A 17,490-nucleotide genomic window follows, 5' to 3' on the forward strand; every position below is an offset into this window, starting at 1 on the left:
GCCGCGTCGGCAGCACGCGCCAAGCCAGCAGGGCCGTCGGTGCCACCAGGGCTGCTGACTGGTGCCACAATGCGCCCGCTATGCAAATACCTTTTGAAATTGCCCTGGGCTGGCGCTATACGCGGGCGGGGCGGGCCATGCGGCGCAATGGCTTTATCTCGTTCATCTCGGGCGCGTCCATGCTGGGCATTGCGCTGGGGGTGGCGGCGCTGATCATCGTCCTGAGCGTGATGAACGGCTTCCAGAAAGAGGTGCGCGACCGGATGTTGAGCGTCGTCTCGCACATCGAGATTTTTGCGCCCAACGGGCAGGCCATGCAGGACGTGGCCGGGGCCATGGCGCAGGCCAGGCAGCACCCGGAGGTGGTCGGCGCTGCGCCCTTCGTCGCTGCCCAGGCGCTGCTGGCCCGTGGCGACGACATGAAGGGCGTGCTGGTGCGCGGCATCGACCCCGCGCACGAGGGCGAGGTGACCGATCTGGCCGCCACCAACGGCGCGGTGTTGCAGCACCTGCAACCGGGCAGCTTTGCCATCGTGCTGGGGGTGGAGCTGGCCCGCAGCCTGGGCGTGGCCGAGGGCGATACCGTCACGCTGATCGCCCCCAGCGGCCAGGTCACCCCGGCGGGCGTGGTGCCGCGCATGAAGCAGATGCAGGTGGCCGGGCTGTTCGATTCCGGCCATTACGAGTACGACGCCAACATGGTCATGCTGCACTACCAGGACGCGCAGAAAATCTTCCGCCTGGAAGGCCCCACCGGCGTGCGCCTGAAACTCAGGGACTTGCACCAAGCCCCGCGCGTGGCCCAGGAGCTGGCCGGGCAGTTGCAGGAGTTTTTGTACCTGCGCGACTGGACGCAGCAGAACAAGACGTGGTTCGCCGCCGTGCAGGTGGAAAAACGCATGATGTTCATCATCCTCACCCTGATCGTGGCGGTGGCGGCGTTCAATCTGGTGTCCACCCTGGTGATGACGGTGCAGGACAAGCGCTCGGACATCGCCATCCTGCGCACCCTGGGCGCCTCGCCCGCGTCCATCATGGGCGTGTTCGTCGTGCAGGGGGCCATGGTCGGCGTGCTGGGCACGCTGGCCGGGCTGGCGCTGGGGCTGCTGGTGGCGTGCAACATCGATGTCATCGTCCCCGCCATCGAGCAGGCCCTGGGGGCCAGCTTTCTGCCCAAGGACATCTACATCATCAGCCGCATGCCCAGCGAACCGCTGGCCAGCGACATCGTGCCGATTGCCGTGATTGCCCTGATTCTGGCCTTCGTCGCCACCCTCTACCCCAGCTGGCGGGCCAGCCGCGTCAATCCTGCGGAGGCATTGCGCTATGAATAAAGTCGTTTTACAGGCCAGCGGCCTGGGCAAGCGCTTCGACGACGGGCAACTGAGCGTGCAGGTGCTGCAAGGCGTGGACATGCAGGTTCACGCGGGTGAAACCCTGGCCATCGTCGGCGCCAGCGGTTCGGGCAAAAGCACGCTGCTGCACCTGCTGGGCGGTCTGGACGCACCCAGCACGGGCCGGGTGGAACTGCTGGGGCAGGATGTGCAGCGCCTGTCCCCGCGCGAACAGGGCCAGTGGCGCAACCAGCACCTGGGCTTCATCTACCAGTTCCACCACCTGCTGCCGGAATTTACCGCGCAGGAAAACGTCGCCATGCCGCTGCTGATCCGCCGCATGGCGCGGCCCCAGGCGCTGGCCCAGGCCGATGCCATCCTGGCCGCCGTCGGGCTGGCCGAGCGCACGGCGCACAAACCGGCCCAGCTCTCCGGCGGCGAGCGCCAGCGCGTCGCCATCGCCCGCGCCCTGGTCACGCAGCCGGCCTGCGTGCTGGCCGACGAGCCGACCGGCAACCTCGACCGCAGCACCGCCGACAGCGTGTTCGCCCTGATGCTGGAACTGGCCCGCGCCCGGGGCACGGCCTTCGTCCTCGTCACCCACGATGAAACCCTGGCCGCGCGGTGCGACCGGCAACTGCGCCTGGTGCGCGGGCAACTGGTGTGACCACCGGCGAAAACACCGACGCCAAGGTTTGGCGGCCCATCGACCACTGCGCCGACCTGCATGAGCGCCTGCAGCAGGCGCAGGCCGCCCTGGTGCTGTGGGGCGGGGCGCACTGCGGCGTCTGCCACGCCCTCAAGCCCCGTCTGGCCGAAATGGCGGCGCAGCACTTTGCCCACCTGCCCCTGCTCTACGTGGACTGCCAGCGCAGCCCCGCCGCCTGCGCCCAATACGGCGTGTTCACCCTGCCGGTGCTGCGCCTGTACGTCGATGGTCGCATCGCCCTGGAATACGCCCGCGCCTTTGGCGTGGCCCAGGTGCGGCAAGAGGTGGCCGCCCTGCTGGCGCGGCTGGCGGCATAGCGGGTGTCAATAAAGTAAGCTGCTACCGCAGGTATTCATTGGGTTTCAATATAAAAACCATCTGAAATCTTTTATTTATCAGCGCAAACAGCTCTTGAATCGATAGTTTCCGTGGCTGCTTGCTGCGCAGGTGCCTTCCTGCCCAGCCGGATGAGTTCATTGGAAAAACACAGCCCCGCGACGATGAACACCGCCCCCGCGTACAGGCTGTTGCGCGGCACCTCGTGCAGGGCCACGAAGGCCAGCAGCGCGGCAAACAGCGGCTCGGTCAGCTCCAGCGCCTGCACCTGGGAAGGCTTCAGGTACTCGATGGCCTTGGTCGTGCAGAAAAAACCCAGAATGGTCGGCAGCGCCGCCAGGGCCAGCAAGGCCGCCACCGTCAGCCATGACAAGGTGCCCAGCGCAAAGCCATCGGCAGCAGCCGGCATCAGCAGGTACAGGCTGCCGAAAAACAGCAACTGGCGCGTCAGGTGCAGCCCGCCCGAGACGCCCATGCGCTTCATCGCGACGGAAAACGCGCCATAGCCGCCGCCCGCAATCGCCGCCAGTGCCGCGCCTTGCAGCGTAAAACCCTGGCGCAGATCGGCCCCGAAAATCACCACGATGCCGACAATCGCCAGCGCCGCGCCCACGGTGGCGTTGGCGGTAATGGCCTCCTGCAAAAACACCCGCCCCAGCACAATCGCCGAAACCGCCGCGCTGGCCATCAGCACCACCACCACGCCCGCAGCGGCGTACTGCCGGTAGGCCGCCGTTTCAAAGTGGAACAGCACAAAAATCCCCAGAAACGCGCAGATTGCTGCCTGCCACCAGCGTGCCCTGGACGCCGGCTGGCGCTTCAGAAACAACAGCAGCGCCGACAGCAGCAGGCAGCCCAGCACCGTCTTGACCAGGGCCACGCTGCTGGCAGTAAAGCCGTGGTTCATCAACACCTTGCTCAAAACGCCGATGGTGGCATTCAGCGCAGCGGCGCACAGGGCGAAGAGGACGCCTTGGGTGAAATGGGTTTGCATGACGGAGTGGGGTCTGGGGTGATGGGTTGCTGTGCCGGTCGGGGCGGGTGGGGATTGTGGAGCCTGTGCAACAACGTGGGCAGAATCCCGGCGCATACTGGCACGCTGCCATAGGGCAAAGGCCGGATTTTTGAAAAAGCGAGCTGCTACCGCTGTAAATACATTGATTTCAAGATAAAAAAACATGTGAAAGTGTTTATTTTCGTGCGGTAACAGCTCTTTTATTGATAGTTTCATGCCCACCCCCTGCTGGATCGACACCCACTGCCACCTGGACGCGCCGGAGTTCGCTGCTGACGGCCTGGCCGTGCGCGAGACGGCGCGGGCGGCGGGAGTGGGGCATTGCGTGCTGGTGGCGGTGCAGCGCAGCAACTGGCGGGTGGTGCGCGATCTGGCGCACGCCACGGGGGACAGCTACGCGCTGGGCATTCACCCGCTGTTTACCCCGCAGGCGCAGGAGGGCGACATCGCCGCGCTGCGGGCCATGCTGGTGCAGTGGCGCGATGACCCGCACCTGGTGGCGGTGGGGGAGATCGGGCTGGATTTTTTCGTCCCGGCGCTGACCACGCCGTCGGCCCGGGCGCGGCAACAGTGGTTTTATGCGCAGCAGGTGCAACTGGCGCGGGAGCTGGGGCTGCCCGTGATCGTGCATGTGCGCCAGAGCAGCGATGCCTTGCTGAAAGTGCTGCGGGCCACGCCGGTAGCGGGCGGCATTGCCCATGCCTTCAACGGCAGTTGGCAGCAGGCGCAGGCGTTCATCGGCCTGGGCTTCAAGCTGGGTTTTGGCGGTGCCATGACCTATGAACGGGCTTTGAGACTGCGCGATCTGGCCCGGCGCTTGCCGCTGGACAGCCTCGTGCTGGAAACCGATGCGCCGGACATGCTGCCGCAGTGGCTGTACCGCACGGCGGCAGAACGCGCCGCAGGCCAGCCCCAGGGGCGCAACAGCAGCCTGGAGCTGCCGCGCATCGCCCAGGCGCTGGCCGACTTGCGCGGCATTCGTGCGCAAACCCTGGCCGAGGCCACCGGCGCCAATGCGCGGCAGGTGCTGCAAGGCTTGCCGGCGTGGGGCCGATGAAAAGATTTTTGCAATCGGCGTGGGAACAAAACAGCGCACGCCGCTTTCTGATTACCCTCTTGCGATTCGATACGAAAGGATGCACACCATGCGCTCTTGGCATTTCAAACCTTTGCACGCCGCGGTTCTGTCGGCTGCCCTGCTCGGCGGGGCGGTGACGGTCGGGGGGCATGTGCCGCTAGGCAGCGCTCAGGCACAGAGCAACCCGGTGCTGGTGCAGGGGCTGCCGGATTTCAGCCCGCTGGTGGATGCGGTGGGGCCGTCGGTGGTGAACATCCGCACCATGGAAAAGGTCAGCAGCAGTGGCACCGGTGCCGATTTTCCGGGTTTTCCCGGCATGGATCCGGACATGCTGGAGTTCTTCCGCCGCTTCGGCCTGCCGGTGCCCAACATGCCGCGCCAGCAGCGCCCCGGCCCGCAGGGCGATGAGGAAGAAGACCAGCCCAGCGGCGTCGGCTCGGGCTTCATCCTGAGCAGCGACGGTTTCATCATGACCAACGCCCACGTGGTCGATGGCGCCAGCGAAGTCATCGTCACCCTGCCGGACAAGCGCGAATTCAAGGCCAAGATCATCGGCGCGGACAAGCGCACCGACGTGGCCGTGGTCAAGATCGACGCCAAGGGGTTGCCCGCCGTGAAGATCGGCGACGTGAATCGCCTGAAAGTGGGCGAATGGGTGATGGCCATCGGCTCGCCCTTCGGGCTGGAGAACACCGTCACGGCCGGCATCGTCAGCGCCAAGCAGCGCGATACGGGTGACTACCTGCCCTTCATCCAGACCGACGTGGCGATCAACCCCGGCAACTCCGGCGGGCCGCTGATCAACATGCGCGGCGAGGTGGTGGGCATCAACAGCCAGATCTATTCGCGTTCGGGCGGCTTCATGGGTATCAGCTTCGCCATTCCGATGGACGAGGCCATCCGCGTCAGCGACCAGCTGCGGGCCACGGGCAAAGTCTCGCGCGGGCGCATCGGCGTGCAGATCGGGCCGGTGAACAAGGAGATTGCCGAATCCCTGGGCCTGGGCAGCAAGGCTGCCGGGGCCGTGGTGTCGGCGGTGGAGCCGGATTCGCCTGCCGCCAAGGCGGGGATTCAGCCCGGTGACGTGATCACCCAGTTCAACGGCACGAAGATCGACAAGGTCTCCGACCTGCCGCGCCTGGTGGGCAACACCAAGCCGGGCAGCAAGGCGGCGATCACCGTGTTCCGCCGGGGCAAGGAGCAGCAACTGAGCATCACCGTGGCCGACGTGCCTGCCGATGAAACCCAGATTGCCCAGGCCCAGGCCGACAGCGGTGCCGCCGCCAATGCCCAAACCCTGGGCCTGCGCGTGACGGAACTGACTGCTGCGCAGAAAAAATCCCTGGGGATCAGCGGCGGCGTGCGCGTGGCCGAGGCCACCGGCCCGGCAGCCCGCGCCGGGATGCGCGAGGGCGACGTGATCCTGGCCATCGCCAATACCGAAGTGGCCAGCGTCAAGGACTTCGAGGCCGCCCTGGCCAAGGCCGACCAGCGCAAGCCCGTGAACGTGCTGGTGCGCCGCGACGAGTGGGCGCAGTATTTGCTCATCCGGCCGCAAAAATAGGGCAAGGCAGGCCCGCGCACCGGCTTGGGTAAAATGCGCGGTTCTGCAGGCGCCCGCCGGCCTGCGCAAAGCCCCCTGGCCTGGCCCGGGGGGCCTTCCACCTCCCAGCCTGGGTCAGAGAACAAGGTGCGCTGCGCGGGCGCACCTTTTTTTATCCGGGCGCACCTTTGAAGCTGTTGATGAAGCACATCCGAAACTTTTCCATCATTGCGCATATTGACCACGGCAAATCGTCCCTGGCCGACCAACTGATCAAGCGCTGCAAAGGCTTGGCCGAACGCGAGATGGAGGCCCGCGTGCTGGACTCGATGGACATCGAGAAAGAGCGCGGCATCACCATCAAGGCGCAGACTGCCGCCCTGCAATACACCGCACGCGACGGCAAGACCTACAACCTGAACCTGATCGACACCCCGGGTCACGTGGACTTTTCCTACGAGGTGAGCCGCTCGCTCTCGGCCTGCGAAGGCGCCCTGCTGGTAGTGGACGCCAGCCAGGGCGTGGAGGCGCAGACCGTGGCCAACTGCTACACGGCGCTCGACCTGGGCGTGGAAGTGATGGCGGTGCTGAACAAGATGGACTTGCCCCAGGCCGACCCGGACAACGCCAAGGCCGAGATCGAGGACGTGATCGGCATTGACGCCAGCGACGCCATTCCCTGCTCGGCCAAGACCGGCATGGGCATTGACGAGATTCTGGAAGCCGTGGTCGCCAAGGTGCCGCCGCCGGTGGGCGATGCCGACGGCCCGCCCCGCGCCATGATCATCGACAGCTGGTTCGACGCCTACGTGGGCGTGGTGATGCTGGTGCGCATGGTCGATGGTCAGCTCAAGAAGGGCGAGCGCATCAAGATGATGGCCTCCAATGCGGCCTACGAGATCAACCAGATGGGCGTCTTCACCCCCGCCAACCAGCCGCGCGAGGCGCTCAAGGCCGGCGAGGTGGGTTATGTGATCTGCGGCATCAAGGAGCTGAAGGCCGCCAAGGTGGGCGACACCATCACCCTGGAGAAGAAACTGCCCAACAACGCCGGCCCGGCCACCGGGCCGCTGCCCGGCTTCAAGGAGGTCAAGCCCCAGGTGTTTGCCGGCCTGTACCCCACCGAAGCCAGCGAATACGACCAGCTGCGCGATGCGCTGGAAAAGCTCCAGCTCAACGACGCCTCGCTGCACTTCGAGCCGGAAGTCTCGCAGGCGCTGGGTTTCGGCTTTCGCTGCGGCTTCCTGGGCCTGCTGCACATGGAGATCGTGCAGGAGCGGCTGGAGCGCGAGTTCGACCAGGACTTGATCACCACCGCGCCCAGCGTGGTCTACAAGGTGGTCAAGGGCGACGGCGAGGTCATCGACGTGGAAAACCCCTCGAAGATGCCCGACCAGGGCCGCTTGCAGGAGGTGCAGGAGCCGATCGTCAAGGTCAGCCTGTTCATGCCGCAGGACTACGTCGGCCCGGTGATGACGCTGTGCAACCAGAAGCGCGGCATCCAGTCGAACATGCAGTACCACGGGCGGCAGGTGATGCTGACCTATGAAATGCCGTTGGGCGAGATCGTGCTGGACTTCTTCGACAAGCTCAAATCGGTCAGCCGGGGCTATGCCTCGATGGATTACGAGTTCCTGGAGTACCGCACCTCCGACGTGGTGAAGGTGGACATCCTGCTCAACGGCGAGAAGGTGGACGCCCTGTCCATCATCGTCCACCGCAGCCAGGCCACCTACCGGGGCCGCGCGGTGGTGGCCAAGATGCGCGAAATCATCAGCCGCCAGATGTTCGACGTGGCGATCCAGGCGGCCATCGGCGCCAACATCATCGCCCGCGAAACCGTCAAGGCGCTGCGCAAGAACGTGCTGGCCAAATGCTACGGCGGCGACATCACCCGCAAGCGCAAGCTGCTGGAAAAACAGAAGGCGGGCAAGAAACGCATGAAGCAGATCGGCTCGGTCGAAGTGCCGCAGGAGGCTTTCCTGGCCATCCTGCAAGTGGAGGAATGAATCGTATGAAAACCATGCCCGCCCTCACCGCCGTGGTGCTGGCCGCGTTCGTGGGCTATATCGGCGCCTGGTACACCGGGGCGATCGAGGGCAACTTTGCCCTGCTCATGTTCCTGGCCACCCTGGTCACCGGCCTGTACTGGCTGGCGGAAAAATTCCTGTTCCTGCCCCGGCGCAAGCGGGCTGCCGAAGAACTGCAGCAGCAGGCCCAGGCGCGGCGCGAGCAGTTGCAGCGCCAGGGCATTGCCCAGCACGACGTGGACGTGAGCGAGGGGCAACTGCGCATCCTGCGCCAGCCCTGGTGGCTGGACTGGACGGCGGGGCTGTTCCCGGTGCTGCTGGTGGTGTTCGTGCTGCGCTCGTTTCTGTTCGAACCGTTCAAGATTCCCTCCGGCTCGATGATTCCCACGCTGCTGGTGGGCGACCTGATCCTGGTGAACAAGTTCACCTACGGCGTGCGCCTGCCGGTCATCAACAAAAAGGTCACCGAAGGCCAGCCCGTGCAGCGCGGCGACGTGATCGTGTTCCGCTACCCGCCCCAGCCCAGTCTGGACTACATCAAGCGCGTGGTCGGCCTGCCCGGCGACAAAGTGGAGTACCTGAACAAGCGCCTGCGTATCAACGGCCAGGACATCCCCACCGAGGCGCTGCCCGACTTCTTCGACACCGACGCCATGCGCTACTTCCAGCAGTTCCAGGAAAGCCTGGGCGCCACGCCGCACCGCCTGCTCAACACCCAGGGCGTGCCCGGCTTCATCCAGGGCGCTGCCGAGTTTGCCGGGCGCGACCAGTGCGTCTACAGCGTTGAGGGGGTGAGCTGCACCGTGCCGCAGGGCCAGTATTTCGTCATGGGCGACAACCGCGACAACTCGCTGGATTCTCGCTACTGGGGCTTCGTGCCGGACGAGAATCTGGTGGGCCGGGCCTTTTTCGTCTGGATGAATTTCGGTAATCTCAAGCGCATCGGCAGTTTCCAGTGAACGCCGCTTCAACCCACCGAGGGAGTTTTCCTATGCAACGCAGCCTTCGTCGCCAGCGCGGCCTGTCCTTTGTTTCCGTCGTACTGATCGGTGCGGCGCTGGTGGCCGCGTTTGCCATCGGCGGCCAGTCGGTGCCCATCTTCACCGAACACATGGCGGTGAAGAAAGCGGTGCAAAAAGCGGCCAGCGAAGCCGCCAGCGTGGCCGAGCTGCGGGCCGCGTTCGACCGCTCGGCCAGCATCGACAACATTCAGTCCCTCAGCGGCATGGACCTGGAAATCGGCAAGCAGGGCGAGCGCTTCACCGTCAGCTATGCCTACGAGCGGGAAATCTCCCTGGTCGGCCCGGCCTATCTGGTCTACCGCTTCAAAGGCAGCACCCAATAAACCCCCACGCAATGCACGACGCCTTGGATGCCTTGCAGCAGCAGCTGCGTTACCGCTTTGACGATGTGCGCCTGCTGCAACGGGCGCTGACACACCGCAGCTTCAGCAGCGACCACAACGAGCGCCTGGAGTTTCTGGGCGATTCGGTGCTGGGGCTGGCCATCTCCAGCTGGCTGTACCGCAAGCTGGCCGATCTGCCCGAGGGCGACCTGTCCCGCGCCCGTTCCAATCTGGTCAAGGAAGGCAGCCTGTACCAGTTGGCCCTGCAACTGGGCCTGCCCGAGCTGATGCGCCTGGGCGAGGGCGAGGCCCGATCGGGCGGCAAGCGCCGCCCGTCCATCCTGGCCGATGCGGTCGAGGCCATTCTGGGCGCGGTCTACCTGGAAGCGGGCTTTGCCGCTGCCGAGCAGGTCGTCCACCAATTGTTCGACAAGGTGGACATCACCCCGCAGATGCAGGCCGTGGGCAAAGACCCGAAAACCGCCCTGCAGGAATGGCTGCAGGGCCGGCGCATGGCGCTGCCGCAATACAGCGTGGAACAGATCAGCGGCGCTGCGCACAAACAAACCTTTACCGTGGCCTGCATGATTCCCGCCCTGCGCCTGGGCGCCAAGGGCCAGGGCCACAGCCGCCGCACCGGCGAACAGGCGGCGGCGGCGGCCATGTTGCAACTCTTGCAGGACAAACACCCCTCATGACGAATAAAAAAATAGCTTCTCCCGCTGATAAATCCAAGGTTTCAGCACAAAAACAATCTAAAAACAAGGCTGGGCAAGCGCAAGCAGCTCCTGTTACCAAGAATTTCCCTGCTGTTACCCCCGCAGGCCAAAGCATGGCCGAGCTGGACGCCATGCTGGCTGCCGCCAAATCCGGCGCCAGCGTGGCGCGGCTGCCCGGCGAGGCCAGCGACGCCGACGGGCCGAACGATGCTGCCGCCGCCGACGCCCCGCCGCCGCGCAGCTATGCGCCCGAGGAGCAGCGCTGCGGCCTGATCGCCATCGTCGGTAAACCCAACGTGGGCAAGTCCACGCTGATGAATGCGCTGGTGGGGCAGAAAATCTCCATCACCAGCCGCAAGGCGCAAACCACGCGCCACCGCATCACCGGCATCCGCACGCGGGAGGAGACGCAGTTCGTCTTCGTCGACACCCCGGGCTTTCAGACCAAGCACAGCACCGCGCTGAACAAGTCGCTGAACAAGACCGTGATGGGCGCCATCGGCGACGTCGACCTGATCCTGTTCGTGGTCGAGGCCGGCAGCTTCACCCTGGCCGACGCCAAGGTGCTGTCGCTGTTCAAGCCCGGCATCCCCACGCTGCTGATTGCCAACAAGCTCGACCGCGTGCATCGCCGGGGCGAAATCGCCCCCTGGCTGCGCGACATGCAGGAGCGCCACCCGTTTGCCGAATTTGTCCCCATGTCGGCCAAGAAGCGCGACGACATCCAGCGCCTGCTGGGCATCTGCGCCCCCTACCTGCCGCAGCAGCCGTGGTTCTACGGCGCGGACGAGCTGACCGACCGCAGCGAGAAATTCCTGGCCTCCGAAACGGTGCGCGAAAAGCTGTTCCGCTTCACCGGCGACGAGCTGCCCTACACCTCCACCGTCGTCATCGACAAGTTCGAGGAAGAGCCCAGCGCCCAGCATGGCCGTTTCATGCGCATTGCCGCCACCATCGTGGTCGAGCGCGACGGGCACAAGGCGATGGTCATCGGCGCGGGTGGCGAGCGCCTGAAAATGATCAGCACCGAGGCGCGGCAGGAGCTGGAAAAGCTGCTGAATGCCAAAGTCTTTCTGGAAGTGTGGGTGAAGGTGCGCTCCGGCTGGGCCGACGACGCTGCCCGCGTCAAATCCTTCGGCTACGAGTAAATGGCCAGCGCCCAGCGGGTCAGCGATGAGCCCGCGTTCATCCTGCACCGCTACGACTGGAGCGAATCCAGCCTGATCCTGGAAACCCTCACCCGCCACCGGGGCCGCGTGGCGCTGGTGGCCAAAGGCGCAAAAAAACACACCTCCAACTTCCGCCCCGTGCTGCTGGGCCTGCAACCGCTGCGCCTGACCTACACCCTGGCGGGCAGCGGCCAGGCCGACATCCACACCCTGCGGGGCGCGGAATGGGCCGGTGGTCACATCATGCCCATGGGCGAGCGCCTGCTGGCCGGGCTGTACGTGAACGAGCTGCTCATGCGCCTGCTGGCCCGCGACGACCCGTATGCCTATCTGTTCGACGTCTACGCCGCCCTCATCAGGCTGCTGGCCACGCAGCACGACGTGGTGCAGGAGCCGGCGCTACGCGCCTTCGAGCTGATCCTGCTGCGCGAGCTGGGCCTGCTGCCCGCCCTGGACGTGCAGACCGTGAACCTGCATCCCCTGCAACCCGACGCCGCCTACGTGCTGGCCCCGGAAGCCGGGCTGCGCCCCTTTGCCGCCCACGACCGCATCGCCCTGACCGGGGCGCAGTGGCAGGCGCTGGAACACGCCCTGGGCCAGGAGCAGCGCAGCTTTGCCCCGGTGCTGAACGTGTGCGCCCCCCTGGCCGCCGCGCTCAAGGCGCAATTGCGCACCGTGCTGCAATTTCATTGCGGAAGTCCTATGCTGCGCACACGCCAGTTGATGATGGATTTACAAGCCTTATGACCCTACCTGCCGCCTCTTCCACTGCCACGCCCGCCATCCGCACCGCCCTGTCGGTGAACGTGAACAAAGTGGCCCTGGTGCGCAACACGCGCCACCTGGGCATCCCCTCCGTCTCCCGTGCTGCGCTGCAATGCCTGGAGGCCGGCGCCCAGGGCATCACCATCCACCCGCGCCCCGATGGTCGCCACATCCGCAGCCAGGACGTGTACGAACTGGCCGAACTGCTGCAATCCTGGCCCGAGGCGGAATTGAACATCGAAGGCAACCCCACGCAGAACCTGATGGACTTCATCCGCCAGGTGCGCCCGCAGCAGGCCACCTTCGTGCCCGACAGCGAAGACCAGTTCACCAGCGACCACGGCTGGAGCTTCCCGCAGGACGCCGACCGCCTGCGCCCCCTGATCGCCGAATGCCGCGGCCTGGGCGTGCGCGTGAGCCTGTTCATGGACCCCGTGTCCGAACAGATGGCGGCGGCCAAAGCCGTCGGCGCCGACCGCATCGAGCTGTATACCGAACCCTACGCCGCCGCCTGGGGCACCCCCGCACAGGCCGCGCAATTGCAGCGCTACACCCAGGCGGCGCAGGCCGCGCTGGCGGCGGGCCTGGGCATCAATGCCGGGCACGACCTGAACCGCGACAACCTCTCGGCCTTCGTCGCCGCCGTGCCGGGGCTGCTGGAAGTGTCCATCGGCCACGCCTTCATCGCCGATGCGCTGGAGCTGGGCTATACCGACACCGTGCGGGCCTACCAGCGCTGCATCGACCAGGGAATGCAGGAGCGCAGGCTGCTGCATCCCTGAAACCCCATCAAGGAGACTGACCCCATGAAATCCCGCGCCGCCGTGGCCTTCAAGGCCGGAGAACCCCTGCAGATCGTCGAAATCGACGTTGCCCCGCCGCAAAAGGGCGAAGTGCTGGTGAAGATCACCCACACCGGCGTCTGCCACACCGATGCCTTCACCCTGAGCGGCGACGACCCCGAAGGCGTCTTCCCCGCCGTCCTCGGCCACGAGGGCGCGGGCATCGTCGTCGAAGTGGGCGAGGGCGTGACCAGCGTGCAGCCCGGCGACCACGTCATCCCCCTCTACACCGCCGAATGCGGCGAATGCCTGTTCTGCAAAAGCGGCAAGACCAACCTGTGCGTGGCCGTGCGGGCCACCCAGGGCAAGGGCCTGATGCCGGACGGCACCACGCGCTTTTCCTACAACGGCCAGCCGATCTACCACTACATGGGCTGCTCCACCTTCAGCGAATACACCGTGGTGGCCGAAGTCTCGCTGGCCAAGGTGAACCCCGATGCCAATCCCGAGCAGGTCTGCCTGCTGGGCTGCGGCGTTACCACCGGCCTGGGCGCGGTCAAGAACACCGCCAAGGTGCAGGAGGGCGACACCGTGGCCGTGTTCGGCCTGGGCGGCATCGGCCTGGCCGCCATCCAGGGCGCCAAGCTGGCCAAGGCCGGGCGCATCATCGCCATCGACACCAACCCCGATAAATTCGACCTGGCGCGGCTGTTTGGGGCGACCGATTGCGTCAATCCCAAAGACCACGACCAGCCCATCCAGCAAGTGATCGTGGAAATGACCGGCTGGGGCGTGGACCACAGCTTCGAGTGCATCGGCAACGTGAACGTCATGCGGGCCGCGCTGGAATGCGCCCACCGGGGCTGGGGCCAGAGCATCGTCATCGGCGTGGCCGGCGCGGGGCAGGAGATCAGCACCCGCCCGTTCCAACTGGTCACGGGCCGCAAGTGGCTGGGTACCGCCTTCGGCGGCGTCAAGGGCCGCAGCGAACTGCCCGGCATGGTCGAAGACGCCATGGCAGGCCGCATCCAGCTCGCCCCCTTCGTCACCCACACCATGCCGCTGACGGACATCAACCAGGCTTTCGATCTGATGCACCAAGGCAAATCCATCCGCAGCGTAGTCCACTACGCCTAAAGCCAAGGCCACGGCCTGCGTGTGCCCCCGAAGCTGCGCAGCAAGCGAGGCGGCCACACCTTTCGGGCAATGAAAACCAGCGCAGCAGTGGTACAGGCAAGCCCTCACCCATCCATACTCGCCGTGGTTGTCCGAGCGCAGCGCCCAAAGGGCGCGAAGCGAGTTTCACGGCGGGTATTCAAGCTGCGCAGCACGCTTTCTTTGCTTCCTTTCTTGCGCGTGCAAGAAAGGGAGTCGCCTGCCGGGGCGAGACCCGGCCAGCAGCCTTCAACCCATCAAAAGACAAAAAAATAGCTGCTACCGCAATACTCAAAATGATTTCAGATAGTTATATGCTTGAAACCGTTAATTAAAAAGCGGAACAAGCTATCAAATAAGGAATAGATATGGAGCGCATAGAACAGCACGCCAGCTTCGGTGGCCGCCAGGAAGTCTGGCAACACACCAGCAGCACCCTGGGCTGCACCATGAAGCTGGGCGTCTACCTCCCCCCGGCGGCCCTGCAAGGCGAACCCTGCCCGGTCGTCTACTGGCTCTCGGGTCTCACCTGCACCGAGCAGAACTTCATCACCAAGGCCGGGGCGCAGCAATACGCCGCGCAGTGGGGCCTGATCCTCGTCGCCCCTGACACCAGCCCGCGCGGCGAAGGGGTTGCCAATGACCCTGCCTACGATCTCGGCCAGGGTGCAGGCTTTTACCTCAACGCCACGCAAGCCCCCTGGGCCGCCCATTTCCGCATGGAAGACTACGTGGTGCAAGAGCTGCCCGCACTGGTCGAGGCGCATTTCCCCACCACCGAAAAACGCGGCATCTGCGGCCACAGCATGGGCGGGCACGGGGCGCTGACCCTGGCGCTGCGCCATCCGGGGCGCTATGCCAGCGTCTCGGCGTTCGCGCCCATCGTCGCGCCCAGCCAGGTGCCCTGGGGGCAGAAGGCGTTTGCGGCGTACCTGGGCGATGACCGGGCCGCCTGGGCGGCGCACGATGCGGTGGCCTTGATCGCTTCCGCAGCGCAGCGGCTGCCGCTGCTGATCGACCAGGGGGATGCGGATGAGTTTCTGGCCGGCCAGCTCCAGCCGCAGCGGTTGCAGGCCGCCTGTGCAGCGGCGGGGCATCCGCTGACCTTGCGGTTGCAGCCGGGGTATGACCATAGCTACTACTTCATCGCCAGCTTTATCGGCGAGCATCTGGCGCACCACGCGGTGGCGTTGCGCTGATCGACCTGGAGGGGGTGGGCGCTCTGCGCAGCTTCGGCAGCGTTGGGGCGTTCATGCGCCATTGGCCTGCCTGGCGGCCAGCCATGCCAGTGCCTCCTGGCGTGTGGCGGCATCGGCCCGCCAGTAGTGCAGCAGCAATTGCGCCAGATCGTCGTCGGTATCGGTGTAGAAAAACGCCACCGGCACGTTCAGCACCCTGGCCAGTTTTCTGGCGATGAGCAGATCGGGTTTGTGGACACCCAGCTCGTAACGATTGATGCGGGTACTGGCGACAAATTCGTCAATCCCCGCTTCGATTCCCAGCATCTTCTGCGATAGCCCTGCCGCCAAGCGGGCCTGCTTGAGCCGTACTCCCCATTGTTTATCCGCCTCGGACATTGCCTGCCTCAAAAGGCTACGAGACTCGTAGTTTTGCAGCAAAGTCAATACTACGTATTACGTAGTTAAACACTTGTCAAGTCCTGAAAGCGTTTTAAGAACTACGAAATGCGTAGTTTTTGCAGTTGTCTTTCCTGGATTCGTAAAAGCATGGATCGTTACGCTTCATAACAACTACGAATTACGTAGCTTTCATGTGTTTTCACCTCCCTGACGAGACATTGCCATGGCCACCATCAACACCAACATCGCTTCTATCAACGCCCAGCGCAATCTGGCGTTTTCGGGCAAATCCCTGAACACCACCATGCAGCGCCTGTCCTCGGGCCTGCGCGTCAATAGCGCCAAGGACGATGCGGCGGGGCTGGCCATTTCCGAGCGGATGCTCACCCAGGTCAAAGGGCTGACCGTGGCCTCGCGCAATGCCAACGACGGCATCTCGCTGGCGCAGACGGCGGAAGGCGCCCTGGGCAAGGTCGGCGACATGCTGCAACGGATGCGCGAGCTGGCCGTGCAGGCGGGCAACGCCACCAACAGCGCATCCGACCGGGCGGCGCTGCAACTGGAGGTCAAGCAGTTGTTTGACGAGGTTGATCGCGTGGCCAAGCAGACCAATTTCAACGGCCAGAAGGTGCTGGACGGCAGCTTTGCCGGTGCGGTGTTCCAGGTGGGGGCCAACTCGGGCGACAACATTACGTTGGGCAAGCTGGTGGACACGCGGGCGGAGAAAGTATCGACCGTGACCTATGGAACCACGTCACGTACCCAGGACAGCAGTGCCGTGGTGTTTCATGACATTGCCATCCCCAAAGGAACCTTGAAAATATCCACCGTGAATGGCTTGATTGAGCTGGATGGCATTCCACCTGCCAACAACGGGATTGAGCGCATGGGTCAGGTGGTCGAGGCCATCAACGCAAAGACCTATGAGCATGGCATTACTGCGTATCTGACCAAGATCGAGGGGACGGAGGCCGCCCGGATTGACTTCATGTCCAGCGCCAGCGGGAAGGTCGATGAGATGGGGGTACGCTGGCAGACGGTCAATACCACGCTGGACGGAACGCTCCATGACCTATCAAAGCCCGCTGCTGGCAGCAATATCACGGGCTATGAAACGGTGGAGTTTTTTGGATTCGACCAGCCATCCACTGGCATTGGCGCATCTTCCTATGCGGCTACTTTGGACTATTTGCCGCGTGATGCGATGAATGCCGCCCTCACCGCAGCCAAGGCCGCAACCGGCGCTCCTGGCAACAGCGCGAATGACTTGCAGTTGTACCTGGACATTGCCAACGACCCGTTGGTGGGCTTGGAACACCATGTATTCCCGCCGCCGCATACCGCCAACATGGACACCAGCATCGATCCGATGGCCCAGGCGTTGCAGGATTACGTGGCTGCGGTCAATGCCGCCGTTTACAACGACCCTACCGTCCCCGCCCCTGGCCCTTACGACCGACTGAATCTGACGGCAGCCAATCACGCCGTACAGCAATTGAGCGATACCTATCGCCTGGCGGTGCTGGACTCCAACATCAAGGAAGAAACCGGTATGGGCATTGGCAGCAACTCCGGCGTTGCCGGGGAGCATGGGATTGCCAATATCGACGTATCCACCCAAAAAGGTGCCTGGGTCGCGCTGAAGAAAATCGACAGCGCCATCGATCAGGTCAATAGCGCCCGCGCCACGCTGGGCGCAGTGCAGACGCGCTTTGAAACGGCGGTGAACAACATCGACATCCAGACGGAAAACCTCTCCGCCGCCCGTGGGCGCATCGTCGATGCCGACTTTGCCCAGGAAACCGCCAACCTGGCCCGCACGCAAATCCTGCAACAAGCAGGCATGGCGATGGTGGCGCAGGCCAACCAGATTCCGCAGAACGTGCTGCAACTGCTGCAAAGTTAAGCAAGCCGGGGGCGGGGTATCGGC

The 17,490-nt window shown here is 64.7% G+C and carries 17 protein-coding genes; 15 read left to right on the plus strand and 2 right to left on the minus strand.

The features are described from left to right. Window positions 1-80: 80 nt before the first annotated feature. The 3 genes from ACFO3A_RS05540 to ACFO3A_RS05550 are packed head-to-tail and all read left to right on the plus strand — an operon-like array spanning window position 81 to window position 2,360. Window positions 81-1,334: a lipoprotein-releasing ABC transporter permease subunit gene (locus ACFO3A_RS05540; protein ID WP_377724707.1), complete on the plus strand. Its 1,254-nt coding sequence runs from the start codon at window positions 81-83 to the stop codon at window positions 1,332-1,334. Next, entirely contained in the window at window positions 1,327-2,001 is a 675-nt protein-coding gene (lolD, locus tag ACFO3A_RS05545) for a lipoprotein-releasing ABC transporter ATP-binding protein LolD (RefSeq protein WP_377724708.1), read from the plus strand. Before ACFO3A_RS05540 ends, lolD begins: the two co-directional genes overlap by 8 nt. After that, complete coding sequence (locus ACFO3A_RS05550; RefSeq protein ID WP_377724710.1) at window positions 1,998-2,360, plus strand: thioredoxin family protein; 363 nt, start codon at window positions 1,998-2,000, stop codon at window positions 2,358-2,360. Before lolD ends, ACFO3A_RS05550 begins: the two co-directional genes overlap by 4 nt. A 71-nt stretch (window positions 2,361-2,431) precedes the next feature. On the opposite strand, the gene ACFO3A_RS05555 is transcribed toward ACFO3A_RS05550, so the two are convergent. After that, window positions 2,432-3,373: a DMT family transporter gene (locus tag ACFO3A_RS05555; protein WP_377724712.1), complete on the minus strand. Its 942-nt coding sequence runs from the start codon at window positions 3,371-3,373 to the stop codon at window positions 2,432-2,434. A gap of 235 nt (window positions 3,374-3,608) precedes the next feature. Here ACFO3A_RS05555 and ACFO3A_RS05560 point away from each other — a divergent pair, with 235 nt between their 5' ends. The 11 genes from ACFO3A_RS05560 (at window position 3,609) to fghA (ending at window position 15,179) form a co-directional block, all read left to right on the plus strand. Continuing rightward, window positions 3,609-4,451, plus strand: coding sequence for a TatD family hydrolase (locus ACFO3A_RS05560; protein ID WP_377724713.1), 843 nt, complete (start codon window positions 3,609-3,611; stop codon window positions 4,449-4,451). A gap of 88 nt (window positions 4,452-4,539) precedes the next feature. Further along, window positions 4,540-6,036 carry a DegQ family serine endoprotease gene (locus ACFO3A_RS05565; protein WP_377724714.1) on the plus strand — a complete coding sequence of 499 codons (1,497 nt, stop codon included), beginning with the start codon at window positions 4,540-4,542 and terminating at the stop codon, window positions 6,034-6,036. Between the two features lie 179 nt (window positions 6,037-6,215). Next, window positions 6,216-8,024: a translation elongation factor 4 gene (lepA, locus tag ACFO3A_RS05570; protein WP_377724715.1), complete on the plus strand. Its 1,809-nt coding sequence runs from the start codon at window positions 6,216-6,218 to the stop codon at window positions 8,022-8,024. Between the two features lie 5 nt (window positions 8,025-8,029). Beyond that, window positions 8,030-9,004, plus strand: a complete 975-nt coding sequence (gene lepB / locus ACFO3A_RS05575) for a signal peptidase I (protein WP_377724716.1) — start codon at window positions 8,030-8,032, stop codon at window positions 9,002-9,004. A gap of 32 nt (window positions 9,005-9,036) precedes the next feature. Then, entirely contained in the window at window positions 9,037-9,390 is a 354-nt protein-coding gene (locus ACFO3A_RS05580) for a DUF4845 domain-containing protein (protein ID WP_377724717.1), read from the plus strand. Window positions 9,391-9,401: 11 nt separating this feature from the next. Beyond that, window positions 9,402-10,088 (plus strand): ribonuclease III, encoded by a 687-nt coding sequence (gene rnc / locus ACFO3A_RS05585; RefSeq protein WP_377724718.1) that lies wholly within the window; start codon window positions 9,402-9,404, stop codon window positions 10,086-10,088. 152 nt (window positions 10,089-10,240) lie between these two features. Next, entirely contained in the window at window positions 10,241-11,257 is a 1,017-nt protein-coding gene (era, locus tag ACFO3A_RS05590) for a GTPase Era (RefSeq protein ID WP_377724995.1), read from the plus strand. Further along, entirely contained in the window at window positions 11,258-12,025 is a 768-nt protein-coding gene (gene recO, locus ACFO3A_RS05595; RefSeq protein ID WP_377724719.1) for a DNA repair protein RecO, read from the plus strand. Next, window positions 12,022-12,825, plus strand: coding sequence for a pyridoxine 5'-phosphate synthase (locus ACFO3A_RS05600; protein ID WP_377724720.1), 804 nt, complete (start codon window positions 12,022-12,024; stop codon window positions 12,823-12,825). The genes recO and ACFO3A_RS05600 overlap by 4 nt, the downstream gene beginning before the upstream one ends. 24 nt (window positions 12,826-12,849) lie before the next feature. Beyond that, the gene (locus ACFO3A_RS05605) at window positions 12,850-13,962 is read left to right on the plus strand and encodes an S-(hydroxymethyl)glutathione dehydrogenase/class III alcohol dehydrogenase (RefSeq protein ID WP_377724721.1); all 1,113 of its coding nucleotides are present in this window, start codon (window positions 12,850-12,852) and stop codon (window positions 13,960-13,962) included. 386 nt (window positions 13,963-14,348) lie between these two features. Next, window positions 14,349-15,179 (plus strand): S-formylglutathione hydrolase, encoded by an 831-nt coding sequence (gene fghA / locus ACFO3A_RS05610; protein ID WP_377724723.1) that lies wholly within the window; start codon window positions 14,349-14,351, stop codon window positions 15,177-15,179. 51 nt (window positions 15,180-15,230) lie between these two features. Here fghA and ACFO3A_RS05615 read toward each other — a convergent pair whose 3' ends face one another. Continuing rightward, complete coding sequence (locus ACFO3A_RS05615) at window positions 15,231-15,557, minus strand: helix-turn-helix domain-containing protein (RefSeq protein ID WP_377724725.1); 327 nt, start codon at window positions 15,555-15,557, stop codon at window positions 15,231-15,233. Window positions 15,558-15,783: 226 nt separating this feature from the next. Here ACFO3A_RS05615 and ACFO3A_RS05620 point away from each other — a divergent pair, with 226 nt between their 5' ends. Continuing rightward, on the plus strand, window positions 15,784-17,466 hold the full coding sequence (locus ACFO3A_RS05620) for a flagellin N-terminal helical domain-containing protein (RefSeq protein ID WP_377724727.1): 1,683 nt from the start codon (window positions 15,784-15,786) through the stop codon (window positions 17,464-17,466). The last annotated feature ends 24 nt before the right edge of the window (window positions 17,467-17,490 follow it).

The sequence above is a fragment of the Comamonas nitrativorans genome, from assembly GCF_042654765.1.
Lineage (GTDB): Bacteria > Pseudomonadota > Gammaproteobacteria > Burkholderiales > Burkholderiaceae_C > Comamonas > Comamonas nitrativorans.